Below are 24,462 nucleotides of genomic sequence, written 5' to 3' on the forward strand. Positions count from 1 at the left end.
TCACTGCGCCGGCTGCGCCAGTGGCTTGACCAGCAGCTCGAACTGCAGGTCGTCGCGCTGCGGAATGCCGAAGCGCTCGTCGCCGTACGGGAAGGGGGTCATCTTTCCCGTACGGCGGTAGCCGCGCCGCTCGTACCAGGCGATGAGGTCCTCGCGTGCGGAGATCACGGTCATGTGCATCTCCGTGACAGCCCAGGTCTCGTGGGCGTGCCGCTCCGCCTCGGCGATGATCACCTTGCCGAGTCCGCCGCCCTGGAGTGCGGGGCTGACCGCGAACATGCCGAAGTAGGCGTGGTCGCCGCGGTGTTCGAGCTGGCAGCAGGCGACGACGGCGCCGTCCCGCTCCACCGTCAGAAGGCGGCTGCCCGGCGCCTTGATGACGGCGAGCACGCCCTCCGGGTCGGTCCGCTGACCTTCGAGGATGTCCGCCTCCGTGGTCCAGCCGGTCCGGCTGGAGTCCCCGCGGTAGGCCGACTCGATCAGCGCGACGAGGGCGTCCACATCGGCGTCGGTGGCATCACGGAAGGTCAGTCCGGTGGCGGCGGCGGTGTCCATGGAACAGTTCTCCGAAATCTCTGGCGCGACGCGGGCACCGCTGAGCGTAACGCCCCCGCCTTTGAGGCCCTAGGCTCCGGGTGCATGGTGCATGTACTGAGCAGTCGGGTACTTCTGCGGCCCACCGACCCGGAGCGCTCCCGCGCCTTCTACGGCGAGCGGCTGGGGCTCGCCGTCCACCGGGAGTTCGGGACGGGTCCCGAGCGCGGCACGGTCTACTTCCTCGGCGGCGGCTTCCTGGAGGTCTCGGGCCGCTCCGAGACCCCGCCCTCGCCCGCGCTCAGGCTGTGGCTCCAGGTGGCCGACGCCGACGCGGCGTACGAGGAGCTGTCGGCGGCCGGGGTCGACATCGTGCGCCCGCCGGTGAAGGAGCCGTGGGGGCTGATCGAGATGTGGATCGCGGACCCGGACGGTGTCGAGATCGTGCTCGTGGAGATCCCGGCGGATCATCCGCTGCGCTACCGCCCCGGAATCTGAGCGCACGACGCCCTGCGTCGGATGGCCACGGCCCGGGCACGGGCATAGCGTGCTGGAGGGGCCTTCTGGCGGAAGGGCGGAGGAACGTCATGAAGCTCGACAAGCCGGTGACCGGCGGTCCGTGCTGGACCGAGCTCGGGACCAGCGATCTGGAGGCGGCCAAGCGCTTCTACGCGGATCTGTTCGGCTGGCGCCCGGAGACCGACCCGCGCCAGGAGGCGGGCGGCTACACGGTCGCGCACCTCGGCGACGCGCCGGTCGCGGCGATCTCCCCGCTGTACCAGGAGTCACAGCCCGTCGCCTGGAACGTGTCGTTCGCGGTGGCCGACGCGGACACCGCCGTGGACGCGGTGCAGGCCGCGGGCGGCACGGTCGTCCTCGGCCCGATGGACGTGTTCGACGTCGGGCGTTTCGCGGTGGCGTTCGACCCGACCGGAGCGGCCTTCCAGCTGTGGCAGGCGCGGGCCTTCCCCGGCGCGGGGCTGTTCAACGCGCCGGGCGCGCTCGGCTGGGTGGAGCTGCTGACGCGCGCCCCGGACCGGGCCGTCGAGTTCTACACCACGGTGTTCGGCTGGACCGTGAACGCCTCCGAGCACTACACGCAGTGGGGCATCGAGGGAGCCGACTTCGGCGGCATGGTGGCGATGGACGACAACTTCCCGCACGCGGTGCCGCCGCACTGGCTGCCGTACTTCGCCGTCGAGGACGTGGACGCCACCGCGAACGCCACCGTCGGGGCGGGCGGCAGCATTCTCATGGAGCCCACGTCCGTGCCGCAGGGCCCCCGGATCGCCGTCCTGCGGGACCCGCAGGGGGCGTTCTTCGGGGTTCATGTGGCGGGCGAGGAGGGCTAGCCGGACGCTCGACCGGAACTCATGCCAGGGGTGTCACCGCCACCTGGTCGATGACCGGCGCGTACGCGGAGCGCTGCTGGTGGGCGTTGGTGGTGTCGCCGTCGAAGTCGGGCCGTTCGTCGGCTGTGAAGGTGAGGGTGTTGGTGCCCTCGTTCAGGGTGACGGGGACGGCGAGGTCCCAGAAGTTGTTGAAGTGGAAGGTGGTGGGGAAGAGGATCCGGTGCGCCGGCGCCCCGTTCACGGACAGGTCCGCGTGGCGGCAGACCGGATCGGGGTTGTAGTGGGTGGCCGGGGCCTGCTCGCCGTTGGAGTAGCGGACGGTCACGGCATGACGTCCGGTGCGTGCCGCCGTGACGGTCAGGGTGAGGGCGTTCTCCGGCCCCCGGCCGATTCCCTCGACCGCCTTCCCGCCGGTGGCGAAGGTGTGGGCGCCGGTCACCTTGGCCTCACCCGTCACCGTGCCCTCCTCGGCGGGGTACACGGTGGTCTCGAGGCGTCCGGTTCCCGGTCCCACGCACAGCCGGTCGAGGACGAGGCGCTCCGAAGTGCCGGTCACCGTCAGCTTGTTGATGCCGCCCGCCAGGAACAGCGGGATCCCGTCCCGGTCGAGGCCTCCCACCTCCATCCCGTTGACCGTCAACAGCCCTTCTCCCGGACCGATGTGATCGACCGTCACGACCGCCTCGCCGTCGGCGGCCGCGTGCACCCAGAACGTGGCGGTCCCTCCCGGCGGCAGCAGTACGGCACCCGGCCCGCAGGCTCCGCGCTCGTACGTCACGCGGGCTCCGGCGCCGAGGCCCGCGTACGCGGCCTCGTACAGCGCGGGCGCGGTCACGTGCGGGTCCCGCAGGACGAGGTCGATCCGGTCGATGATCGCGTCGCCCTTGGTGGCGCCGAGGTCGGGGTCCCGTGCGGACAGGGTGAGCGTGTGCGCGCCCGCCGTCAGCTCCACCCGGGTGTCGGTGTGCCCCCAGACGACCGGCTTGTAGCCGAGGGGGAGGCGCAGTTCCTGGGGGTCCGCTCCGTCGACACGCAGGAAGACGTTGGTGGGGCCCTGCTCCCGCACGAGTTCGTGGAGGTTGTGGGAGTTGGCGAGGACGCTCAGGTCGTACGTCCCGTCCTGCGGGACCTCGACGGAGAAGGCGACGGCGAGGTCGGAGCCGGTGCGTAGTCCGCCGACGTGGTAGGTGCCCGAGGTGGCGAACCTGTCGACGTCGGAGGGGGATCCCTCGGGCCCGTTCCTCGAGTGGCCCTCGCCCGTGCAGGTCGCGTTCTCCGCGTGGTACGACCGGCGCCAGCCGATGGAGGGCGGCGCGAGGACCCCGTCGCCGCCGGGCGAGAGGATCACCTCGTAGGCGGACATCGCGTCGAGATCGGCGAGGGGAAGGACCACCCTGCCTTCGCCGACCGGCAGTTCGAGGTCCTTGATGCGCAAGGGCTGTGCGGAGGCGCCGACTTGGCCGGTCCACGGGATCTCGTGGAGCCTGGCGTGGACCGTGCCGCCGAAGATCTCGGCGGGGACGTTCGCGAAGACGAGTTCCACGGCGCCGCCGCTGCCGCCGAACAGGGCGCGGGCCTGGCGCTTGTCCCGGTCGAGCGTGGCGACGCCCTGGAGGGTGTACTGGGCATTGGGGTGCGGCGCCCGTACGTGGACCGTGCGGCCGGTCATCCGGCCATAGGTGTGGAACAGCCACCACTGGCCGTTGCCCTTGTTCGCCTCGACCGCCGAGTCGTTGAGGTTGCCGTCGATGTTCCAGTACGCCATGTCGGCGTCGATCTTCGACTCCTCGATGGCGGAGATCCACTGGATCATCTGCCCGGGCACGGACAGGTGGTAGTTGTGCGCGTACTCGTTGATGTTGACGGGGAGGGGGCCGATCCCCAACTCCCGTTCCATGTCGCGGTACTTGGCGACGTTCGTACGGATCGCGGCGGGTGTCGACAGCTCGTGCCAGGTCACCACGTCCGGGAGGACGTCATGGGCCTTGGCGAACTCCAGGAATCCCCGCACCTCGTCGTACAGGACGCAGGTGTTGGGGCCCGCGATGCGCGCGTGCGGGTCGAGGCCCTTGATGAGGTGGTGGAGGTCCTTCCAGGCCGCGAAGTAGTGCCGCGGGTCGCTGTGCCAGGAGGTCTTGTCGTAGCTCCACTCCCCCGTGCCGAACATGTTGCCTTCGGGTTCGTTGAACGGCACGTAGACGATGTGGGACTTGAGGGCACCCATCGTCAGGACCTGCCTGACCTGCTTCTCCACCCTGGCCCGGTAGTCGGCGAGGCGTTCCTCGCCGGTGGCGCCGGGCCACTGGTAGGGGAAGCCGCGGTAGATGTCGGTCATGTAGAGGTAGACGTCCCTGCCGCCGCAGTCCACGAAGGAGGGCAGGATGTCGAGGGCGTCGGCGCCGGGGTGCTGGGTGCCGTCCTGGGCCTTGGTCGACACCGTGCGCACGTGCATGCCCTCGACCACGTTGCGGCTGGGCACTCCGTCGCCGTACAGGCCGTAGAGCGTGCCGCTCGCCCCGCCGTGGAAGGCGCCGGTGTCGGTGCCGAGGTCGATGGTGAGCGTCTCGGTGTCTGCTGCCACTGCGCCTCCGCGGTCACGCTGCTTGTTCGACATCCCGTACGTCAGCCGGAACTCCGAACCGGGCGAGCCCGAACGTAGGAGCGCCGCGCTGCCCGTGTCAACGGCGAGTGCCCTCGAAGCGCGTGGGCCCCTGGCCGCCTCAGACGCGGGGCACCCCGAGGCGGCCTTCGAGCTGACCGAGCAACTCACCGAGCAGGTCGGCGAGTTCGCGTTGGCGGGCGAGGTCGATCCCGGACAGGGCCGTCGTCTCGTAGGCGAGCTGCTGGGGCAGGATGCCGTCGACGAGGTCGCGGCCCGCGTCGGTGAGCCGGACGTGCGCGACCCGACGGTCGCGGGTGTCACCGCGGCGCTCGACCAGGCCGCGCTCGGTCAGTTGCTTCAGGCGCTTGGTCACGGCGGCACCGGAGGAGAACGTCTCGCGGGCGATCTCACTGGGGGTCAGCTCGTGACCGGTGCGGCGCAGGGTCCCGAGGACGTCGAACTCCGGACGGGTGAGCCCGGCCCGGCGCAACGGGGCGTCCTCGGCCTGCTGGAGCAGCGCGGCCGAGCGGTTGATCCGGCCGATGATCTCCATCGGCCCGGTGTCGATCCCGGGATGCACGGCCTGCCACTGCCGCACCACGGCAGCCATGGTGTCGACCGGGGGTGGGGTGCCGGGGGGTGCGGTGGTGGGGGTACCTGAGGGAGTCTGGGTACCTGAGGCGACTGGGCTGCCTGAGGGGGCCGGGGCACCCGAGGGAGCTGGGCTGTCCGGGGGAGCCGGAGTGCCTGAGGCGGCCGGGCCGCCCGAGGGAGCCGGAGTGCCTGAGGCGGCCGGGCCGCCCGAGGGAGCCGGAGTGCCTGAGGCGGCCGGGCTACTCAAGGCAGCCGGGCCACCCGAGGCCCCCTGGGCAGCCGAAGTGCCCGAAGTTCCTGAGGCAGCCGGGCCGCCGGGGACGCCCGGGGCACCCGAGGCACCCGAAGCACCCGAGGGAACCTGGGGAGCGGCCTCGGTGTCCGTTGCGGGGTCGGGTCGAGCGGCGGGCGTGTCCGCCCCGGCCGACCGCGCGGAACCGGCCGCCCGCGCGGGCCCGGAGCCCGGCTCCGCCGACGCCGAGCGGCCGGCCTGCGGATGCGCCGGCGTGGACTCCCCGGCCGGGGTACTCGTGTCGGCGGCTTCTCCGGTCCCGTTGTCCCTCGACGCCACGCCTCCGAGCGGAGCACCCGCCGAGAGCCCCCGTCCGGCCGAGTCGCCCGACGGGCCGCGCCCACCGGCGCGCGCGTCCGCCGACGCCGAGCGCCGGGCCGCCGGACTGTCCGCGCCGGCACCACCACCGACCACAGCACCGGCCGAACCCGGCCGTCCAGCCGGGGGCTCGCTCATCCGACTCGGCTGCCCGTACGGCGCCGCGTGCCGAGGTGTCGCCGGGGTCGCAGTGCCGCTCCGGCCGAGTGCCGCGTCCGTCGCGCGCCCATCCGCTGCCGTCATGCCTGTGCGCCCTCCAAGGAGTGCAGTCCCTGCCGTCGTACCGTCGCCGCGAGCGTACGGTGTCCGGACTGCTCGGCCCGCATCACCCGCTCCTCCGGCAAGGCGCGTTGCCACCATTCGCCGGCGGCGGCGTCGGCGGTGGCGCGCAGCTCGACGACGGCACCGGACAGCGCGCGGCGAGCGGACTCCAGGGCGCCGGGTTCGGGACGCTCGGCGTCGAGCAGGCCCGCGGCACGTTCGCGGGCCCGCTCGACGGCGTCGAGGGCGTCCTCGATACGGTCGCCGGCCCGCCGGTTGGTGACCGCGACCGCCGCGGCGAAGCCGACCAGCGCACCCACCAGGGTGTCCGCGACCCGGTCGGTCATCAGCTCACCCGGCTGCTGGACGCGGGCGAACTCGGTGATGAGCAGCGCCATGGGGGTCACGCAGATGCTGCCGAGCCAGTAGTTGCGGCCGATCAGGGCCTCGGCGCCGAAGTTGAGGGCGAGGCACAGCAGGACGAGGACCGCCTGGCTGAGATGGGCCAGCGGGGCGAGCACGGCGAAGAGGAGGACGCCGATCAGGTTGCCGACGACGCGCTGCACTCCCCGGCTCCAGGTCAGGGTGACGTTGGCCTGGTAGAGCGAGGCGGCGGTGACCAGCGCCCAGTAGGGGCGGCCGACGCCGAGCGCGAGCGACGCGTATCCGGCGAGGGCACAGCCGAGCGCGGTGCGCAGGGCGATCGGGGCGAGTGGGCCCAGGCGACGGAACAAGGGGTTCGGGGGGACGGCGAGTTCGACTTCCACACCCAGGAGTTCGTCGGCGGCTTCCCCGAGGTCGTCCGGACGAGGTACGGGCCCGGTGCCCCGTACCTCGCGCGCCCACGCCCGCAGCCGCTCGGGCTCCGTGTCGGCGGGCGCGGCGATCGCCACCTCGGCGCGCACGACGAGCCGTTCCAGGGCGCGCCGGGGTGCGCTGCGGGCGCCGGTGGAGAGCAGCGACTGCCAGGCCCCGTGCACGGCGGCGGCCGCGGCGGCGCGGGCCCGGGCGGCCCCGTCACCGGTACCCGCCGTCTCGGCGTAGGCGGCCGCGGCGTTCAGCGCGTGCGCCGTCGCGCGGCGCTCGGGCCCGTGCGGGCGGACGAGCCCGGGTGCCATGCCGACGATCCACGCCCAGGCGCCCGCAGCGGCGCCCAGCGCGAGATGGCCGGGCACCTGGCCGAGCGTCTGCGGCACGAACAGGGACGCGGAACTGATGAAGGCGAGGACCACGTGGCCGGGCGGCCCGATGCGCGTGGCGTCGCACAGCGCCTTCTGCACGGCGGCCAGCAGCGCGCCGACGGTGACCAGCACGACGGCGTTCGTCGTGAGCGAGGCCGCGGTCAGCGCGACGGCGAGGCCGCCGAGCATGCCGAGGACGACCCAGGCGAGCGCGCGGGCGCGGGCGGCGTACGGACGGTTGTGGGCGTAGAGCGCGCAGAGCGACCCGGCCATGGTGTACATCGCCAGGTCCAGCCGGCCGAGCGCGAGAAGCGTCAGATTCGGCGGGGCGACCGAGGCGACCACGCTCAGCGCGGGCTTGAACCAGATGTCGGCGGGACGGCCGAGCCGCAGCACACCGGCCAGCGGGAGACGACGTCCATGAGAGCGGTGACGTCCATGGGGACGTCGGCGTACAGGGGGGATCTGGGGGGTCGCACTGCTCATATCTTCAAGCTTAGCAGGTGTTTTACTCGTGAAATATATTCTCCCGTCACCACCCACCCGCGCCCACCTGCGACGCACTCCCGCACGCTCCCCCGTGTACACCTGTGCGCTCGCTTGCGCACCGCCCGGCCCGGGCATGCCCTGACCGACTGTCCGACATCAACGACTGTCCGACTCCGTAGAGCGGGGAGGTACGCGGTGCACGGACCGGCGTCACCCGGCTGGCTGCTCGTAGCGCTGTGCGCGGCGAGCGGGGCCTACTGTCTGTTGCGGATGCGCAGCCCCGTCGAGGAGCAGCGCCGCACCGCGGGCGCCGAGGCGCTCATGGGATTCGGCATGGCCGCGATGGCCGTGCCCGCGGCGGCGGCCACTCCGCCGCGCTGGGCCTGGTTCGCGTACGCCGCGGTGTTCGGGGCCGCCGCCCTGCGCGCTCTGTGGTCGGTCCACAGCAGCCCGCACCATCTGCACCATCTGGTCGGGGCCTGCGCCATGGTCTACATGGCCGCCGCGATGGCCGCCTCCCCCGGGCACCACGGACACGGCGGCGGTTCCGGGATTCCTCTGGTCACGGGGGCGCTCCTGGTCTACTTCGTCGGGTACGTGCTGCGCTCCGGGGCCCGGCTGCTGCCGGTAGCGGCGATGGCCGGCGACTCGGGGGCGCTCGGCGGCACCCCCCGGACCCTCGGCTGGGGCGACCGCCCCGAGCTGTCGCAGGCGTGCCGTCTGTCCATGGGGATCGCGATGCTGGCCATGCTGGTCACGCTCTGAGAGCCGCTCCGGCCCCGGCCATGTGAAACCGTGGCGTACGTCACTTTGTCGTCGCGGGCCGTATCCCCCGGCGACGCTCCGCTCATAGGCTTCACCTCATGATGGTCCCCGCGGCACTGTTGCTGCTCGGCGCCCTGGCCGCCGTGGTCGCTCCACGACTGCTCGCCCGGGCGGACTGGCCGGACCATGAACCCGTGGTCGCCCTGTGGGCGTGGCAGTGCGTGGTGGCGGCCGTTCTGCTGTGCTGCGTCCTGTCGATGACGCTCAGCGCGGCCGCCGCGTGGGTGGCGGTGCGCGGCCATGTCTTCGCCCCCGCTCCGCACTCCGTCGTGGACGCCTACGCGTTGAGCAAGGGGAGCCCGTGGGCCGCGACGACCGCCGTGGCGCTCGCCTGCGGCGGTGCCTGGACCGCGGCGATGCTGGTCCGCGAGGTGCTGCGGGCCCGGGCCCACCGTCGGCAGAGCCGTGACGAACTCCTCGTACGCGCACCGCTGTTGCCCGGTGAGGAGCCGAGCAGTGACCGGCTGGTGGTGCTGGAGGGCGAGCGTCCTGACGCCTGGTGGCTGCCCGGGACCGCTCCCCAACTGGTCGTCACCACAGCCGCGTTGCGCCGTCTCAAAGGGCGTCAGCTGGACGCCGTGCTCGCCCATGAGCAGGGGCACGCGCGGGCCCGGCACGACTGGCTGCTGCACTGCTCGGCCGCGCTCGCCGTCGGTTTTCCGCAGGTGCCCGTGTTCGCCGCGTTCCGCGACGAGATGCACCGCCTGGTCGAACTCGCCGCCGACGACATGGCCTCGCGCCGCTTCGGTCGCCTCACGACCGCCCTCGCACTGGTGGAACTGAACGAGGACCGGGGCGTGTTCGGCCCCTGTCCGACTCCGCAGGCCCATGTCCCGCAGCGGGTGCACCGCCTGCTCGCTCCCCCGGACCGGCTGACGCCGTCGCGGCGGCTGCGGCTGACGGCGGCGGCCACGCTGGTGCCGGTGATCCCCCTGCTGGTGGCGTTCGTACCGGGCCTGCGGGCGCTCGGCTAGCCGCGCCGACGGCGGTTCGGCACCACGGGGTTGGCCTCCGGCCCCGTACGTCGGCGAGGATCACCGTATGCGCTCCCCGCCCCTCGACCCACCGCTTCGCACCCCGACGCCACGGACCGCGGCAGTCACCGCGGCGGTGCTCGCCGTTCCGTCCGTGCTGCTCCTCCTGCTGGTCGTGTTCTCCTGGCGACCGCTGCTGGCCCTCGACGGCGACATCGCGCGCACCACGCACCGCTGGGCGGTCGACGAACCGGGTGCCACCCAGGTGTTCCGCGTTCTGACGGACTGGGTGTGGGACCCGTGGACGATGCGCGCGCTGGGTGCGCTGGTCGTGCTCCGGCTGGTCTGGCGGCGTTCGGCGTGGTGGCCGGCGCTGTGGGTGACGGCCGCCTGCGTGCTGGGCACGGTGGCGCAGCAGTCACTGAAGGCGGCGGTCGGCCGGGCACGCCCCGTCTGGCCCGACCCCGTGGACTCCGCGCACTACGCGGCCTTCCCCTCGGGCCACGCCATGACCGCGACGGTGGTGTGCGGGCTGCTGCTGTGGCTGCTCCAGCTGTACGGCGCCGGGCGCGCGCTGCGGCGTACGGCACTGGCGCTGGCCGTGGTCTGCGTCGTGGGTGTCGGACTGACCCGTGTCTGGCTGGGCGTCCACTGGCCCTCGGACGTCCTGGGCGGCTGGCTGCTCGGCGCGCTGGTGGTCGCCCTGGCGGTGACGACCCATGAGCGCCTCTTCGGCTCGGAACGTACTTGACCGGCACGGAGTGTGCTCGACCCGCCCGGAGCGTGCTTGACCGGCACGGAGCGCGCCCCGAAGGATCTCCCTCATGACGATCAAAGGCGTGCTCTTCGACTTCTCCGGAACCCTGTTCCGTGCCGAACCGACCGAGTCCTGGCTGCGCGCGGTGCTCAGGGACGCCGATCTCACCCTGCCCGAGCGGGAGTTGACCGAGGCGGCGGACGCCCTGGAGGCGGTGGGCGCGCTGCCCGGCGGTGGCGTCGCGCCCCGACTGCCTGAGGGCTCGGAGGACTTGTGGCGCAGGCGGGACGAGAGCGCCGAGCGGCACCGGGCCATGTACACCGCGATCTCCCGCCAGGTGCGGCTGCCCGATGCCCGGCTGCACGACGCGCTGTACGAGCGTCACATGCTCCCGGCGGCGTGGGGGCCCTACCCCGACACGGCCGAGGTGCTCGACGCCCTGTGCGAGCGCGGGGTCGCGGTCGGGGTGGTCAGCAACATCGGCTGGGATCTGCGGCCCGTCTTCCGTGAGCACGGCCTCGACCGGTACGTGGGCGCGTACGCGCTGTCGTACGAGCACGGCATCCAGAAGCCGGACGCCCGGCTGTTCGCGACCGCCTGCGACGCTCTGGGCATCGCTCCCGAGGACACGCTGATGGTCGGGGACGACCGCCGCGCCGACGGGGGTGCGGCGGCGCTGGGCTGCGCGGTGCACTTCGTGGACCACCTGCCCGCGGCGCGGCGCCCGGAGGGACTGCGGCCGGTGCTGCACCTGGTCGGCTGACCCACACACCTTCCCGGGAGCGCCCGCGGGCCCGAGGGCCGTCGATGTCGGCCCGGAGGCCAGGGGGCGGCCCGGAGGCCCGGGAGCGGACCCTCACGATCAGCTCTGATAGCCCTCGACCTGCGAAGACGGTCGTACGCGCGCCTCGTCCGGGTTCTCCCCGAACTCGGACTTCGCGCGCCGCTGGCGCAGCAGGTCCCAGCACTGGTCGAGCTCGCGCTCCAGCTGACCGAGCCGTTCGTGTTCCGTGGCACTGTCGATCTGCCCTGATGCGACGGCGTCGCGCAGCCGGCGCTCGTCGTCCACCATCGCCGTGATCTTGGCCAGGATCTGCTCTTGATCCATCTCCACCCGCCTCCTCGGCACTTTCGCCCACTCTAAGGAGGCCACGACGGCTGTGCGACTCGCTCGGGAATCCTGCCCGGCCGGGAATTTCCGCTCGCCCGGTGCCCGTCCGCCTGAGACGATCCCCCGCGTCGCCCCAGGCGGACGGCAGCCCGAGGCCTCCCCCGCGGTGGGTCATGGCCCGGACGCTCTGAGTATAGTTGGCTGGCAGCCAGTCAACACAGGAGTTCCAGCATGTCCCCGCGCAGCCCGTCGGTCAATGAAGAGTTGCGCCGGCGTTCCCGGGAGCGGCTGTTGCAGGCCGCGGTGGAGCTGGTGAACGAGCGCGGCTACGAGGCGACGACGCTCGGGGACATCGCGGATCGCGCGGGATCGGCGCGCGGACTGGTGTCGTACTACTTCCCCGGCAAACGCCAGCTCCTGCAGTCCGCCGTGCACCGGATGATGCACCGCACGCTGGAGGAGGGGCTGGAGCGCGAGCCGCGTACCGAGGACGGCCGGGAGCGGCTGGCGCGGGCCATCGACGCGATTCTGGGCCTGGCGCGGGACCGGCCCGTGCTGATGCGTCAGCACATGGCGGGGATACTGCTGGGCGAGGGGTTCGTCCAGTGTCCGGAGCAACAGCGCCTCGCGCAGCTCCTGCGGGAGACCGTCGCCGAGTACGGCTCCCAGGACGCCGACACCGACTACCCGATGCTGCGGGCGGTGCTCATGGGCGCGGTGTACGCGGCCCTGGTGCCGGGTGTGCCGATGCCGGTCCCGAGGCTGCGGGCCGAGCTGTTCGAGCGCTACCACCTCGACTGGGAGATGGGTGTCCCGCCGGACACCGAGGTGCCCGGCGGGACGCGCGAGAGCGATCTGTCGCGGTTCTTCACGACCGGCCGACAACCGGACGAGCAGGCGCCTGACGATCAGTCGCCCGACGATCAGTCGAAGTAGTCCGGCTGCGTCTGGACGTTGAGCTCGCGCAGGTGGACCCGCTGGGCCGGATCGGTGCGCCGGTCGCTGAGCTTGAGGACGTCGAAGCCCTTGGCGATGTCGTTCGAGTAGATGTAGCCGTTGTAGTAGTACGCCGACCAGGAGCCGCCGACCGTGAGCTTGTCGGTGGTCAGCGGTCCGCGCTCGAAGTAGGCGATCTCCTTCGGGTTCGAGGAGTCGGTGAAGTCCCAGACGGAGACGCCGCCCTGGTACCAGGCCTGGACCATGAGGTCCTTGCCCTTGACGGGGATCAGCGAGCCGTTGTGGGCCACGCAGTTCTCGGTGTCGGCCTGGTGGCGGGGGATCTTGAAGTAGTTCTTGAAGACGAGCTTGCGCTTGTCGCCCTTGCCGACGATGTCGTAGATGCCGTCGGCGCCGCGGTTCGGACCGATGGCCGCGTTGCAGGTGGCCGCCCCACCGCCGCCCAACTCGTCGGTGAAAACGACCTTGTTCGCCTTCTGGTTGAAGGTCGCCGAGTGCCAGAACGCGAAGTTGACATTGTCCTCGACCTGGTCGATGACCTTCGGGTGCTCCGGGTCCTTGATGGAGAACAGGATGCCGTCGCCCATGCAGGCACCGGCGGCCAGGTCCTTGGAGGGCAGGACCGTGATGTCGTGGCAGCCGGTGGTCTTGGAGACGCCCGGGTTGGTGGGTGAGCCCGGGTTGCCGCCGCCGTCCGGTCCCTCGCCCGGGAACAGCACCGGGAAGTTCACCACGGCGGCCTTCTCAGGGGCTTTGCGCGGCACCTTGATGACCGAGATGCCGTCGTGCGGGGGCTGGCAGTCGGGGAAGGTGGCGCTCGGCGAGTACGAGGCGACGTAGATGTAGACGTTCTTGCGCTCGGGCACCAGCGTGTGGGTGTGCGAGCCGCAGGCGGTCTCGACGGCGGCGACGTACTTCGGGTTCGCCTTGTCGGTGATGTCGAAGACCTTCATGCCCTCCCACGAGGACTTCTCGGTCGCGGGCTGCGTGGTGCTGTTGCAGGAGTTGTCGCTGCGCGAGGAGTCGGTGGACAGGAAGAGCAGGTTGCCGGAGACGGACACGTCGTTCTGCGAGCCCGGGCAGAGCACCTGCGCCACCGTCCTGGGCGCCTTCGGGTCGCTGATGTCGAAGATGCGGAAGCCGTCGTAGTTGCCGGCGAAGGCGTACTTGCCCTGGAAGGCGAGGTCGGAATTGGTGCCGGCCAGCGCGTCCTTGGGGATGTTGGTGAGGTGTTCGATGTTGTCGGAGTGGACGATCTCGTCCTGCCCGGGTATCTCGCCGTTCGCGATCGCCGTCCTGGTCTCGATGGCGTCACTGCGGGACACCTTCTCCGGAACGGCGGGGCCGTCCCCGGGATCGGGGGTCGCGGCCGCCGGGCCGGCCGTGAGCAGCGCGGCCAGGAGTCCGGCCGCGGCCGCGGCAACTCCCAGGCGTCTGCGCCGCGTTCGGGGATCGATCAACAGGGTCACTGCGTCCTCCCTTGTAGCCGTTCGCAGTCGAACGGTTCACGGACCCCAGAAGTATCGTCCGACCCATGCACTGATCAACAGATGGCAACGCACTCGTAATAAAGGTTTTTGATCAGTAACGTTCACCGACGTGCTAGGACGGTCATGAAACACCCGTGAGGTGTCCGGCGATTCATGTGCCCCTGGAGGTCGATGTGTTGCTCCGTCGTACGTCCCGCGCGTCCCGTACGCCCCGCACACGCCGTGCGCTCCTGGGCGCGGCCTCGCTGGCGGTCGCCGTGCTCGCGCTCGGGGGCTGCGACTCCGGCTCGGCCTCCGCGCCCAAGTCCGTCGGGACGAGCGGGCCTTCGGTGATCGCCCCCGGCAAGCCGGGCGAGGCGGCCGAGACACTCTCCGCCGCGGACGCCGCGAAGCAGCGCAACGAGGACGACTCCCCCAACGCGGCGGACTTCGCCTACGCGCGGATGATGATCGAACATCACACCCAGGCCCTGGAGATGACCGCGCTCACCCCGAAGCAGGCAGCGTCGGGTCAGGTGAAGCGGCTCGCGGCGCGGATCGCGGCCGCGCAGGGGCCGGAGATCACCACGATGAAGGGCTGGCTCACGGCCCACGACGGCGACCAGCGGGCCACGGAGCACCGGCACGAGGCGATGCCCGGCATGGCGACCGAGGCACAGCTGAAGGAGTTGCGCGCGGCGCGGGGCAAGGCCTTCGACACGCTCTTCCTGAAGCTGATGATCACACATCACGACGGGGCGATCGCCATGGCCACGGAGGTGAAGGCCCAGGGCAACAACATCCAGGTCGAGGAGATGGCCGACGACGTGATCGCCCAGCAGACGAGCGAGATCAGCAGGATGCGCGCGTTGCGGTGACGCTCGGCGACACCTCTGACGACCGCCGGAACGATCACCACATGTATTCATGTCATGACTTTCCGTGCGGACGAACCCGTACGCGTGCGCCGCGCGCCGCACCCTGTCAGCGGAGCGTCGGTGGTGCGATGCTGGAGCCATCAGCGATCTCCTCGAGCTGTTCGGGTTTCGGATTGGGAGTTCCGCCGTGCTGTATGTCGCCGTCGTCGGCTCGGGGCCCAGCGGGGTCTACACCGCCCAGAGCCTCGTCCAGAGCGGGCTGTCCGGGGTCCGGGTGGACGTCCTGGACCGGCTGCCGTGCCCGTACGGCCTGGTGCGCTACGGCGTGGCGCCGGACCACGAGAAGATCAAGTCGCTGCAGAACAATCTGCGGTCGGTCCTGGAGGACGAGCGGGTGCGGTTCCTGGGCGGTGTCCAGGTCGGCCCGGGCGGAGTGCCCGCGACTCGACTGCGGGAGCTGTACCAAGCGGTGGTCTACTGCGTGGGCGCCGCCACCGACCGCCATCTCGGAGTGCCGGGCGAGGAACTGTCGGGCAGCTGGTCGGCGACCGAGTTCGTGTCCTGGTACAGCGCGCACCCCGACTCCGCCACCGACGGCTTCGTGCTCGGCGCGCGCTCGGCGGTGGTCGTCGGCGTCGGGAACGTCGCCGTCGACGTGACCCGGATGCTGGCCCGCGGCGCCTCCGAGCTGAGCCCCACGGACGTGCCGCAGGCGGCGCTCAGCGCGCTGGCCGCGAGCAAGGTGACCGAGATCAGCATGATCGGGCGGCGCGGTCCCTCGCAGGCCCGCTTCACCACCAAGGAGCTGCGCGAGCTCGGCTCGCTGCCGGACACCGAAGTCGTGGTGGATCCCGAGGAGTTGGCGCTCGATCCGCAGTACGCCGACCCGTCGGACCTGCCCGCCGCGCAGCGCCGCAATGTGGAGGTGCTGCGGGGGTGGGCCGCCGCGCCGGCGCAGGACCGGGCCCGCCGGATCCGGCTGCGTTTCTTCCTGCGCCCGGTCGAGCTGCTTCCCGACGAGGGCGACGGCACCCGGGTGGGCGCGGTGCGCTTCGAGCGTACGGCGCCCGACGGGCGCGGCGGGGTGACGGGCACGGGACGGTACGAGGACATCGAGGCGCAGTTGGTGCTGCGCTCGGTCGGCTATCGGGGCGTCCCGCTCGAAGGGCTGCCCTTCGACACGGACCACGGCACGGTGCCGCACCGCGCGGGCCGGGTGCTGCGGGACGGCGTGGTCGCGCCGGGCGAGTATGTGGCGGGCTGGATCAAGCGGGGCCCGACCGGTGTCATCGGCACCAACCGGCCGTGCGCCAAGGAGACGGTGACCTCGCTCGTCGAGGACGCCCCCGAACTCATGCGACGGGAGCTGGCCGAGGATCCCCTCGCGGCGCTGCGGGCGGCCGGGGCGACACCGGTTCCGTGGGCCGGATGGGAGGCGATCGAGCGGGCGGAGGCGGAGCTCGGGGCCTCGCTCGGACGGGGTGTGGTCAAGCTGCCCGACTGGACGTCACTGCTGGCGGCGGCGCGGACGGCGACTTCGTCCTAGGGCGTTTCCGGCAGGTCGGGCGCGACTCGGTGGGCATGACACATAGCGGCAACGGGCCGGAAATCAACAAACTGTTCAAGGCCCTTACGGTCTCGTGCTGTTCGGACGTTCCTCGCGCCGTCCGGCCGTCCCCGTCCCCACCCGCCGCTCCTGGAGTGCCCATGGCGACCACCGCACCCGCGCATCCCGTGCATCCCGTCGACGAGGTCCCACCCGTACGCCACCTGGCCGCCTTCGGGCTCCAGCACGTGCTCGCGATGTACGCGGGCGCGGTGGCCGTGCCGCTGATCGTGGGCGGGGCGATGAAGCTCTCGCCCGCCGACCTCGCGTATCTGATCACCGCGGACCTGCTGGTGTGCGGTATCGCGACCCTCATCCAGTGCGTCGGCTTCTGGCGGTTCGGTGTACGACTGCCGATCATGCAGGGCTGCACCTTCGCGGCGGTCTCGCCGATGGTCCTGATCGGGACGACGGGCGGCGGACTGCCCGCGATCTACGGATCGGTGATCGTCGCGGGGCTCGCGATCGTGTTGCTGGCGCCGGTCTTCGGCAGGCTGCTGCGCTTCTTCCCGCCACTGGTCACAGGCACCGTCATCCTGATCATCGGGGTCTCACTGCTGCCGGTCGCGGGCAACTGGGCGGCAGGCGGCGTGGGCGCGAAGGACTTCGGGGAACCGAAGAACCTGGCGCTCGCGGGCTTCGTCCTGGCCGTGGTGCTGGCTGTGCAACGGTTCGCGCCGCCCTTCCTGAGCCGGATCGCGGTGCTGGTCGGCATCGCGGTGGGCCTCGCCGTGGCGGTGCCGTTCGGGTTCACGGACTTCGGCGGGGTCGGGGACGCCGACTGGGTCGGGATCAGCACGCCGTTCCACTTCGGCACGCCGACGTTCCACGCCTCCGCGATCGTGTCGATGCTGGTCGTGGCGCTGGTGACGATGACGGAGACGACCGGTGACCTCATCGCCGTCGGCGAGATGACGGACCGGAAGGTCGAGCCGCGCACGCTGGCCGACGGTCTGCGCGCCGACGGTCTCTCCACGGTGCTCGGCGGTGTGTTCAACACCTTCCCCTACACGGCGTTCGCGCAGAACGTGGGTCTGGTCGGCATGACCCGGGTGCGCAGCCGCTGGGTGGTGGCGACCGCGGGCGGCATCCTCGTCCTGCTCGGTCTGCTGCCCAAGCTGGGCGCGGTGGTCGCGGCGGTGCCCGCGCCGGTCCTTGGCGGCGCGGGTCTGGTGATGTTCGGGACGGTCGCCGCGAGCGGGCTGCGGACGCTGGCCGAGGTGGACTTCAAGGGCAACAACAACCTGACGGTGGTGGCCGTCTCGGTCGCCGTGGGCATGCTCCCCGTCGGTGTGCCGACGATCTACGCGAAGTTCCCCGACTGGTTCCAGACGGTGATGAACAGCGGGATCAGCGCCGGGTGCCTGACGGCGATCGTCCTGAACCTGCTCTTCAACCACCTGCCGGGGAAGGCGGGTTCGGCCGGGGCCGCCGCCGAACCGAAGGCCGCCTCAGTCTGATCCCCACCGGTCACCCGGCCGGTCGCCCCACCGGTCACCCAGCCGTTCGCCGAGGTTCGCCGAGGCGCTCGCCCTGCCGCTCGATCGCGGCGAGGACGCTGTCGAGGAACCCGGGGAACAGCGCGTCCAGGTCGGCTCCGCGCAGGGCGTTCATCTTGGCCGTTCCCCGGTAGACCTGCCGGATCACCCCGCTCTCACGGAGCACCCGGAAGTGGTGCGTGGTGGTGGACTTGGTGACCGGCAGGTCGAAGTGCGAACAGGAGAGCTCGTCGCCGACGGCGGCGAGCTCGCGCACGATCCGCAGCCGAATGGGGTCGGAGAGCGCGTGCAGCACCGACTCCAGGCGGATCTCCGCACGCACGGGGTGCGGCAGGTCACGGCTGCTGCCGGCGGGGTCTGCGGTCGTCACGGTGGCTCCACTTCGTCCACGAACCTCATCTTCGTCCAGGAACCTCAGTGTACGAGGATTGTTCGACATCTCTCGTAGTTTGACACATGCCGTACTACGACGCCTATCGTATGAGGTGCAGCTCGGCACCCTCGACGAACGGAGTCCGCCGTGAGCACGCTCTTCGAGCCCTTCACCCTGCGCGAGGTGACCATCCCGAACCGGGTGTGGATGCCCCCGATGTGCCAGTACTCGGCCGCGCCGGAGGGACCCTCGACGGGCGCGCCGAACGACTGGCACTTCGCCCACTACGCCGCCCGCGCCACCGGCGGCACGGGGCTGATCGTCGTCGAGGCCACCGCCGTCTCCCCCGAGGGCCGGATCAGCCCCTACGACCTGGGCATCTGGAACGACACCCAGGTCGAGGCCTTCCGCAGGATCACGCGCTTCCTCAGGAGCCAGGGCACCGTGCCCGCGATCCAGCTCGCGCACAGCGGCCGCAAGGCCTCCACCGACCGTCCCTGGAAGGGCGGCGCGCCGGTCGGCGAGGACGCGTACGGCTGGCAGCCGCTCGCTCCGAGCGCGCTGGCCTTCGACGAGCGGCACCCGGTGCCGACCGAGCTGACCGTGGCCGGGATCCGGGAGATCGTGGGCCAGTTCGCGGACGCGGCGCGGCGCGCCCTGGACGCCGGTTTCGAGATCGCCGAGATCCACGGCGCCCACGGATACCTCGTCAACGAGTTCCTCTCCCCGCACTCCAACCACCGCACCGACGCGTACGGCGGCTCCTACGAGAACCGTGTCCGCTTCGCCCTCGAGGTCGTGGACGCCGTGCGGGAGGTCTGGCCCGACGACAAGCCACTGTTCTTCCGGATCTCCGCCACCGACTGGCTGGAGGAGGGCGGCTGGAGCGCCGACGACACCGTCCGCTTCGCGGGCGAACTGCGCGCGCACGGCATCGACCTGCTCGACGTCTCCACCGGCGGCAACGTCTCGGGCGTACGCATTCCGGTCGGGCCGGGTTACCAAGTCCCCTTCGCCGCACGGGTCAAGGCGGAGACCTCGCTGCCCGTCGCCGCCGTCGGTCTCATCACCGACGCCGAGCAGGCCGCGAAGATCCTCGCCAACGACGAGGCCGACGCCGTGCTGCTGGGGCGCGAGCTGCTGCGCAACCCCTCGTTCGCACGCCTGGCGGCCCGTGAACTGGGCGCGGAGGTCCAGGTCCACGTCCCCGACCAGTACCACCGCTCCGTGTAGCGGTACCACCACCCCGCGGTACCACCACCCGGCGCGGCCGTCCCGGGAGCGCGCCCTAGCGTGCCGCGTTCCGGTGCAACCGTCGTAGGAGCAGCGCCAGTTGGAGGCGGAGCCGGCCGTGCGGGTCGTGGACCGGCCAGTCGAGCCAGTGCTCGGCCTGGACGAGGCGGTCCTGGAGTGTGGAGTGGTGCACGTTCAGCTCCGCCGCGGCGGCGCGCAGACTCGTGCTGAAGGCGACCGCGTTCAGCGTGCTCGCCGCCCAGGGGGCCGTCGCGACGGCGCGTTCGAGGGCGCGGACGTCGGGGACGGGTTCCGTGGTCGGGCCGACCGTGTCCGCGAGCAGCGCGAGGCCGCCCAGCTCGTCCGCGTACACCGTGCGGGGGCCGGGGTCCTGGTCGGTGCCCTCCGCGGTGAACCGCAGGGCGGTACGGGCAGCGGCCCACGACGCCGGAAGGTCCCGTACGGGCACCGCGGGGCCGATACCCGCGCGACGGCCACCGGTGGTGGGCGTGCTGTCGCCGGTGGCGGGCACCGCTTCGACGAGCGGGCCGCCCTCGGCGGTCGCCACCACACGGGCGGCGGCCACGTCCCGCAGGCCGAGCCGGACGGCCGCCTGACGCCGGGCGTGCTCGGTGGCGGCGGCGTCCAGGAGTACCTCGACCGAGGCGGGGTCGGCCTGGCGGGCCTCCGCCGGAGCCCGCCCGCGGGTCCTGTCCAGCACCACCCGAGCGGCGGCCGCGGCACGCTCGAGGACCATCGCGTGGACCCCGTCGGACACTCCCGTGCGCTCCAGCCAGACGGCAGGCGGTCCGTCCGGCGTCAAGCGGGCCGAGGGCCAGGCCGGGTCGAGGGGGCCGCCGTCGTCCCGGCGCATCCCGTCGGCCTCGACCCGGACACGGACCCCGCGCTCCTCGTCGACGAGCCGGGCCGGGCAGCCGGACAGCACGGCCGCGCCCCGCACCAGGGACTCCAGACCCGCCCGGCCCTCGATCAGCCGGTCGAAGTAGGTGATCACCTGGAGTGCGGCACCCGCGTCGGGGTCGAGCGCCGCGAGCCTGCCCGCCAGCTCCTTCACCGAACTCACTCACCTCGCACAGGCCACCGGAAAGCGTCGCCCCCATGCTCCGTCCTCCGGCGTCCGGTGCCAAGCCGTCACCGGCAAGAACGCCCGGTGGACGGGGTCAGTTCTCCAGGAGTCGGCGCAGCCAGCGCAGACGTGCGGCCTTGGTGTCCTGGGACAGGGCGGCCTGCGGCGCCATCAGGTCGTATCCGTGGAAGCCACCGGGCCACACGTGGAGTTCGGCCCGGCCGCCCGCCTTCCACAGGCCGCTCGCGTAGGCGACGGCCTCGTCCCGGAAGGTCTCGGCCGAGCCGACGTCGATGAAGGCCGGGGGCAGCCCGGAGAGGTCCTCGGCGCGGGCCGGGGCGGCGTAGGGAGAGACGTCCGGGCCGCCGCGGGCGTCACCGAGCAGGGCCGTCCACCCCATGTGGTTCGCCGCGCGGTCCCACACGCCGAGACCGGCCATCTGATGGCTGGAGGGGGTGTCGTTGCGGTCGTCGAGCATCGGGCACAGCAGCACCTGTCCCAGGAGAGCCGGTGTGCCGCGGTCCCGGGCCAGCAGGGCGACCGCCGCGGTCAGACCGCCCCCGGCGCTCGCGCCCGCGACGATGATCCGCTCGGGGTCGAACCCCAGTTCTCCGGCATGCTCGGCCGTCCACTTCAGTCCGGCGTAGCAGTCCTCGACGAGGGCCGGATGCGGGTGTTCGGGTGCGAGGCGGTACTCCACCGACACCACGGCCGTGCCCAGCTCCTCGGCCCAGTCGAGCATTTCTCCGACGCCGGTGCGGTTGTCGCCGATCACCATGCCGCCGCCGTGCACGTTGTAGACGACGGGCACGGCCGCGGCAGCCCGGGTCGGCCGGCAGATGAGCAGCGAGATGTCCGGTGCGCCCTGCGGCCCGGGCACCGTGCGCTCCTCCACCTCGAAGGCGCCCTCCCGGGTCAGGTCCAGGTCCGCCCCTTCGGACAGTAGGACGCCCTCGCGCAGCGCCGGGATCATCTCGATGCTGAACGAGGACGGCAGCTGTTCGCGGATGATCTCGAGGGCGGCGGCGAGCTCCGGGTCGAACGGCGGGGGCGGCCCGACCCGGGAGCCCTGTGCCTCGGCGGACGGATTGGTGGTCATCGGCTCTCCCTGCGTCCTGGCCACGTCCCTGTGACCACTGGCTGTCATCGTGCCGCGCGCCCGCGGTCCCACGGCAGCGCCAGACGGCGGAGAAGTCCCGCCGAACGGCGGGATGCCCGTCGCCGCTCGATCCCCGTCACCGCTCACCCCCGCCGCCGCTCACCCCTGTCGCCGCTCAGTCCCCGACCCGTACCAGCCCGCTCTCGTACGCGAAGATCACCGCGTGGATACGGTCCCGGAGGCCGAGCTTGGTCAGGATGCGGCCGAGGTGGGTCTTCACGGTCGTCTCGCCGACGAAGAGGCGGGCCGCGATCTCGCCGTTGGCCAGTCCCCGGGCGACCAGGGCGAGGACTTCCCGTTCCCGCTCGGTGAGCGCGGCGAGGCGGCGGCGCTGGGCGGGCGTGGACGCGGACGCGGGCCCGTGCAGGACGAAGCGTTCGACCAGGCGCCGGGTGAGCGAGGGCGCCACCATGACCTCGCCCCGCAGCACCGCCCGGACGGTCACCAGGATCTCCTCGGCCGGGGCGTCCTTGACGAGGAAGCCGTTCGCGCCGGCACGCAGGGCCGCGTAGGCGTACTCGTCGAGGTCGAAGGTGGTGACGACGAGGATCCGGGGCCCGTGGGGCTGCGCGCAGAGGTGCTCGGTGGCGGCGAGTCCGTCCAGACCGGGCATGCGTACGTCCATCAGGACGAGGTCCGGCTCCAGGGCGGCCGCGCCCGCGATCGCCGCGTCGCCGTCGGCGGCCTCGCCCACCACGGTGAGGTCGGGCTGGCTGTCGACGACCATGCGCAGCCCCATCCGGATCAGCTCCTGGTCGTCGCAGATCAGCACGCGGGACGGGGACGACGACGTAGGGGGCGGGGTCGGGGTCGAGGTCGGGCCGGTCATGGGGCTGCCCCCGTGGGCTCGGGCTCTGCGACGCGCAGGGTGGCGGCGACCTGGTAGCCGCCGTCGGGCGTGGGCCCGGCGTCGACACTCCCGCCGTACAGGGCGGTGCGTTCGCGCATGCCGGTGAGACCGCGACCGGACGAGGGCAGCGGGGCGGGGCGCTCGGCGACGGCGCCCCCTGCGGCTGCGGCTCCGGCTCCGGCTCCGGCTGAGTTCTCCACCCGCACGCGGACCAGCCGCCCGGGCCCCCGAGTGCCCGTGTCGACCCGTACGTGGATCGTGGCGTCCGGCGGCGCGTGCTTGACGATGTTGGTGAGCGCCTCCTGCACGATGCGGTACGTCTGCACGGTGAGGTCCGGCGGAAGGCCGCCCTGCTCGCCGCGCAGGTCCAGCCGGGCGCGCGTGCCGCTCGTGTTGAGGCGTCCGATCAGCCGACGCAGATCGGCCGAGAGGGGCTCGGGAGCCGCATCGGGGCCGCAGTCGGGGTCGGAGTCGGAGTCGGGGTTGTGGTCAGGGTTGTGGTCGGCGTCGGCTGAGGCGTCCGCGTCGGGCGTACGCAGCACCTCCAGCAGCCGGCGCAGTTCACCGAGGGCCTCGCGGCCGGTCGCGCCGATGACGCCGAGGGTGCGGTCGACGACGGCGGGGTCGACATGCCGCATCAGCCTGCCGCCCTCGGCGTTCACCACCATCACGCTCACACTGTGCGCGAGGACGTCGTGGATCTCGCGGGCGATGCGCGCCCGTTCCTCGGCGACGGCCACCCGGGCCAAGGCGAGGCGCTCCGACTCGACGAGTACGGCCCGCCGCTCGAACTCGGCGAGGTAGGCGCGCCGGGCACGGACGTACTCGCCGAACACCCAGGCCCCGGCCAGCAGCAGCCCCACCGCGAGCGGGGTGAGCCAGGCACCTCGGGCGCCCGGACCCACGTACTCCCGCTGCCACGCGGGAATCCACAGCAGGACGCAGGCGGCGGCACACACCACCGTCAGCGCGGCGGCGCGGCGCAGACCGCGCACGGTGAGGGTGGCCAGGACCGCGGCCAGGGCGACGGCACCGCGCCCCGGCTCCTGTCCCCACACGTGTCCGAGGTACTGCGCCCAGAAGGCCGCCGTCACCAGGGCCGCGACGAGCACCGGCCGACGGCGGCGCCACAGCAGGGGCAGCACCAGGGCGACGTACACGCCCGCCTGTACCCAGACCGGCCGCCAGCCCGGCTCCGGGCGGATGACCGGGGGCACGGCCACCAGCACGACCAACAGGACGTCCGTCAGCCACGGGTGGCCGCGCCGCCGGCGGAGCAGGGTCTCGATCAGCCGATGCACCGCCTCACGCTATGACCGGGGCCCGCTCCGCCGCATCGTCCTGCGGGGCGTCACGGGGTCCTCCCGCGGTCGTACGCGCACCGGCCGGGGATACGACGTGCGGCCACCCGGCGCGCTTCCAGCATGGCCGTCATGTCGATCACCACCGAGTTCCTCAGACGGCCCCTCATGACCGGTGCCGTGGCGGCCAGTTCACGTCGGCTGGCCCACGCGATGACCGAGGGCATCGGTCTGGAGCGAGCCCGGCTCGTTGTCGAACTGGGCCCGGGGACCGGAGCGTTCACCGACGCGATCCTCGCCCGACTGGCGCCCGAGGCGCGGCTCGTCGCGGTCGAGCTCAATCCGGTGCTCGCGGCACGGCTGTCGGCCGCACGGCGCGACGAACGGCTGACCGTGGTGTCGGGTTCGGCCACCGAGCTGCCCGCCGCGGTGAGCGGACCGGTCGACGCGGTGGTCTCCGGGCTGCCGTGGACGGTCATGTCGCGGGAGCGGCGCGGGCACATCCTGGACGCCGTGAGCGAAGTCCTGACGCCCGGCGGACGGTTCACCACCTTCGCGTATGTGCACGCGGCCTGGACTCCGCCCGCCCGTGCCTTCACCGCCGAACTGGCGTGCCGCTTCGACCGGTTGGAGCGCTCGCCCGTGGTGTGGCCGAACCTCCCGCCCGCCTTCGTACACCGGGCCACCAGGAGGCCGTGACGCTCGGCGCAGGGCGACGTGTCCCGTGCCGAAGTGCCGAAGATCCCGCGACCCGATGGAG

General features: G+C 72.3%; 23 protein-coding genes. 12 read left to right on the top strand and 11 right to left on the bottom strand.

Going from position 1 to position 24,462, the window contains the following annotated elements:
- The gene (locus tag KVT44_RS13000) at positions 1–555 is read right to left on the bottom strand and encodes a GNAT family N-acetyltransferase (protein ID WP_190169281.1); all 555 of its coding nucleotides are present in this window, start codon (positions 553–555) and stop codon (positions 1–3) included.
- A gap of 84 nt (positions 556–639) precedes the next feature.
- Between KVT44_RS13000 and KVT44_RS13005 the strand changes: the two genes are divergently transcribed.
- Positions 640–1,032 (top strand): VOC family protein, encoded by a 393-nt coding sequence (locus KVT44_RS13005; protein WP_217567147.1) that lies wholly within the window; start codon positions 640–642, stop codon positions 1,030–1,032.
- A gap of 89 nt (positions 1,033–1,121) precedes the next feature.
- Positions 1,122–1,886: a VOC family protein gene (locus KVT44_RS13010; protein ID WP_217567148.1), complete on the top strand. Its 765-nt coding sequence runs from the start codon at positions 1,122–1,124 to the stop codon at positions 1,884–1,886.
- 19 nt (positions 1,887–1,905) lie between these two features.
- Here the strand turns inward: KVT44_RS13010 and KVT44_RS13015 are convergent, their stop codons facing one another.
- The 3 genes from KVT44_RS13015 to KVT44_RS13025 form a co-directional block, all read right to left on the bottom strand.
- Positions 1,906–4,500, bottom strand: a complete 2,595-nt coding sequence (locus KVT44_RS13015) for a cellulosome protein (RefSeq protein ID WP_217567149.1) — start codon at positions 4,498–4,500, stop codon at positions 1,906–1,908.
- A 106-nt stretch (positions 4,501–4,606) separates the two neighbouring features.
- The gene (locus tag KVT44_RS13020; protein WP_095856167.1) at positions 4,607–5,098 is read right to left on the bottom strand and encodes a MarR family winged helix-turn-helix transcriptional regulator; all 492 of its coding nucleotides are present in this window, start codon (positions 5,096–5,098) and stop codon (positions 4,607–4,609) included.
- Between the two features lie 833 nt (positions 5,099–5,931).
- Positions 5,932–7,620 carry an FUSC family protein gene (locus KVT44_RS13025; protein WP_217567150.1) on the bottom strand — a complete coding sequence of 563 codons (1,689 nt, stop codon included), beginning with the start codon at positions 7,618–7,620 and terminating at the stop codon, positions 5,932–5,934.
- 198 nt (positions 7,621–7,818) lie between these two features.
- Between KVT44_RS13025 and KVT44_RS13030 the strand changes: the two genes are divergently transcribed.
- From KVT44_RS13030 to KVT44_RS13045, 4 genes are all read left to right on the top strand, one after another.
- A complete protein-coding gene (locus KVT44_RS13030) occupies positions 7,819–8,388 on the top strand; it encodes a DUF5134 domain-containing protein (RefSeq protein ID WP_217567151.1) in 570 nt (189 codons plus the stop codon).
- A gap of 98 nt (positions 8,389–8,486) precedes the next feature.
- Positions 8,487–9,422 carry a M56 family metallopeptidase gene (locus tag KVT44_RS13035; RefSeq protein ID WP_099924202.1) on the top strand — a complete coding sequence of 312 codons (936 nt, stop codon included), beginning with the start codon at positions 8,487–8,489 and terminating at the stop codon, positions 9,420–9,422.
- A 67-nt stretch (positions 9,423–9,489) separates the two neighbouring features.
- Positions 9,490–10,173 (top strand): phosphatase PAP2 family protein, encoded by a 684-nt coding sequence (locus tag KVT44_RS13040; protein ID WP_217567152.1) that lies wholly within the window; start codon positions 9,490–9,492, stop codon positions 10,171–10,173.
- A 73-nt stretch (positions 10,174–10,246) separates the two neighbouring features.
- Entirely contained in the window at positions 10,247–10,942 is a 696-nt protein-coding gene (locus KVT44_RS13045; protein WP_217567153.1) for an HAD family hydrolase, read from the top strand.
- A gap of 99 nt (positions 10,943–11,041) precedes the next feature.
- Here the strand turns inward: KVT44_RS13045 and KVT44_RS13050 are convergent, their stop codons facing one another.
- Positions 11,042–11,287, bottom strand: a complete 246-nt coding sequence (locus KVT44_RS13050) for a DUF2630 family protein (RefSeq protein ID WP_054229148.1) — start codon at positions 11,285–11,287, stop codon at positions 11,042–11,044.
- Positions 11,288–11,521: 234 nt separating this feature from the next.
- Here KVT44_RS13050 and KVT44_RS13055 point away from each other — a divergent pair, with 234 nt between their 5' ends.
- The gene (locus tag KVT44_RS13055; protein WP_217567154.1) at positions 11,522–12,226 is read left to right on the top strand and encodes a TetR/AcrR family transcriptional regulator; all 705 of its coding nucleotides are present in this window, start codon (positions 11,522–11,524) and stop codon (positions 12,224–12,226) included.
- Here the strand turns inward: KVT44_RS13055 and KVT44_RS13060 are convergent.
- Positions 12,214–13,716 (bottom strand): LVIVD repeat-containing protein, encoded by a 1,503-nt coding sequence (locus tag KVT44_RS13060; RefSeq protein WP_217567155.1) that lies wholly within the window; start codon positions 13,714–13,716, stop codon positions 12,214–12,216. The two genes, KVT44_RS13055 and KVT44_RS13060, sit on opposite strands and share 13 nt — an antisense overlap.
- A gap of 251 nt (positions 13,717–13,967) precedes the next feature.
- Here KVT44_RS13060 and KVT44_RS13065 point away from each other — a divergent pair, with 251 nt between their 5' ends.
- The 3 genes from KVT44_RS13065 to KVT44_RS13075 all read left to right on the top strand — a co-directional run bounded on the left by KVT44_RS13065 (position 13,968) and on the right by KVT44_RS13075 (position 17,660).
- Entirely contained in the window at positions 13,968–14,594 is a 627-nt protein-coding gene (locus KVT44_RS13065; protein WP_254649344.1) for a DUF305 domain-containing protein, read from the top strand.
- 187 nt (positions 14,595–14,781) lie between these two features.
- Positions 14,782–16,140: an FAD-dependent oxidoreductase gene (locus KVT44_RS13070; RefSeq protein WP_217567157.1), complete on the top strand. Its 1,359-nt coding sequence runs from the start codon at positions 14,782–14,784 to the stop codon at positions 16,138–16,140.
- Between the two features lie 161 nt (positions 16,141–16,301).
- Positions 16,302–17,660 (top strand): nucleobase:cation symporter-2 family protein, encoded by a 1,359-nt coding sequence (locus tag KVT44_RS13075; RefSeq protein ID WP_099924195.1) that lies wholly within the window; start codon positions 16,302–16,304, stop codon positions 17,658–17,660.
- Between the two features lie 34 nt (positions 17,661–17,694).
- Here KVT44_RS13075 and KVT44_RS13080 read toward each other — a convergent pair whose 3' ends face one another.
- The gene (locus KVT44_RS13080; protein WP_217567158.1) at positions 17,695–18,069 is read right to left on the bottom strand and encodes a helix-turn-helix transcriptional regulator; all 375 of its coding nucleotides are present in this window, start codon (positions 18,067–18,069) and stop codon (positions 17,695–17,697) included.
- A gap of 150 nt (positions 18,070–18,219) precedes the next feature.
- On the opposite strand from KVT44_RS13080, the gene KVT44_RS13085 reads away from it, so the two are divergent.
- Positions 18,220–19,305, top strand: coding sequence for an NADH:flavin oxidoreductase/NADH oxidase (locus tag KVT44_RS13085; RefSeq protein ID WP_217567159.1), 1,086 nt, complete (start codon positions 18,220–18,222; stop codon positions 19,303–19,305).
- A 55-nt stretch (positions 19,306–19,360) separates the two neighbouring features.
- On the opposite strand, the gene KVT44_RS13090 is transcribed toward KVT44_RS13085, so the two are convergent.
- From KVT44_RS13090 to KVT44_RS13105, 4 genes are all read right to left on the bottom strand, one after another.
- Positions 19,361–20,380: a helix-turn-helix domain-containing protein gene (locus tag KVT44_RS13090; protein ID WP_217567160.1), complete on the bottom strand. Its 1,020-nt coding sequence runs from the start codon at positions 20,378–20,380 to the stop codon at positions 19,361–19,363.
- Positions 20,381–20,486: 106 nt separating this feature from the next.
- On the bottom strand, positions 20,487–21,491 hold the full coding sequence (locus KVT44_RS13095; RefSeq protein WP_217567161.1) for an alpha/beta hydrolase: 1,005 nt from the start codon (positions 21,489–21,491) through the stop codon (positions 20,487–20,489).
- A 175-nt stretch (positions 21,492–21,666) separates the two neighbouring features.
- Positions 21,667–22,380, bottom strand: coding sequence for a response regulator transcription factor (locus KVT44_RS13100; protein ID WP_217567162.1), 714 nt, complete (start codon positions 22,378–22,380; stop codon positions 21,667–21,669).
- Positions 22,377–23,702: a histidine kinase gene (locus KVT44_RS13105; RefSeq protein ID WP_217567163.1), complete on the bottom strand. Its 1,326-nt coding sequence runs from the start codon at positions 23,700–23,702 to the stop codon at positions 22,377–22,379. The genes KVT44_RS13100 and KVT44_RS13105 overlap by 4 nt, the downstream gene beginning before the upstream one ends.
- A 132-nt stretch (positions 23,703–23,834) precedes the next feature.
- On the opposite strand from KVT44_RS13105, the gene KVT44_RS13110 reads away from it, so the two are divergent.
- Positions 23,835–24,401, top strand: coding sequence for a class I SAM-dependent methyltransferase (locus KVT44_RS13110; RefSeq protein WP_254649294.1), 567 nt, complete (start codon positions 23,835–23,837; stop codon positions 24,399–24,401).
- The last annotated feature ends 61 nt before the right edge of the window (positions 24,402–24,462 follow it).

It is taken from the genome of Streptomyces sp. GbtcB7 (assembly GCF_019091445.1).
GTDB classification, from domain to species: Bacteria; Actinomycetota; Actinomycetes; order Streptomycetales; family Streptomycetaceae; genus Streptomyces; species Streptomyces mirabilis.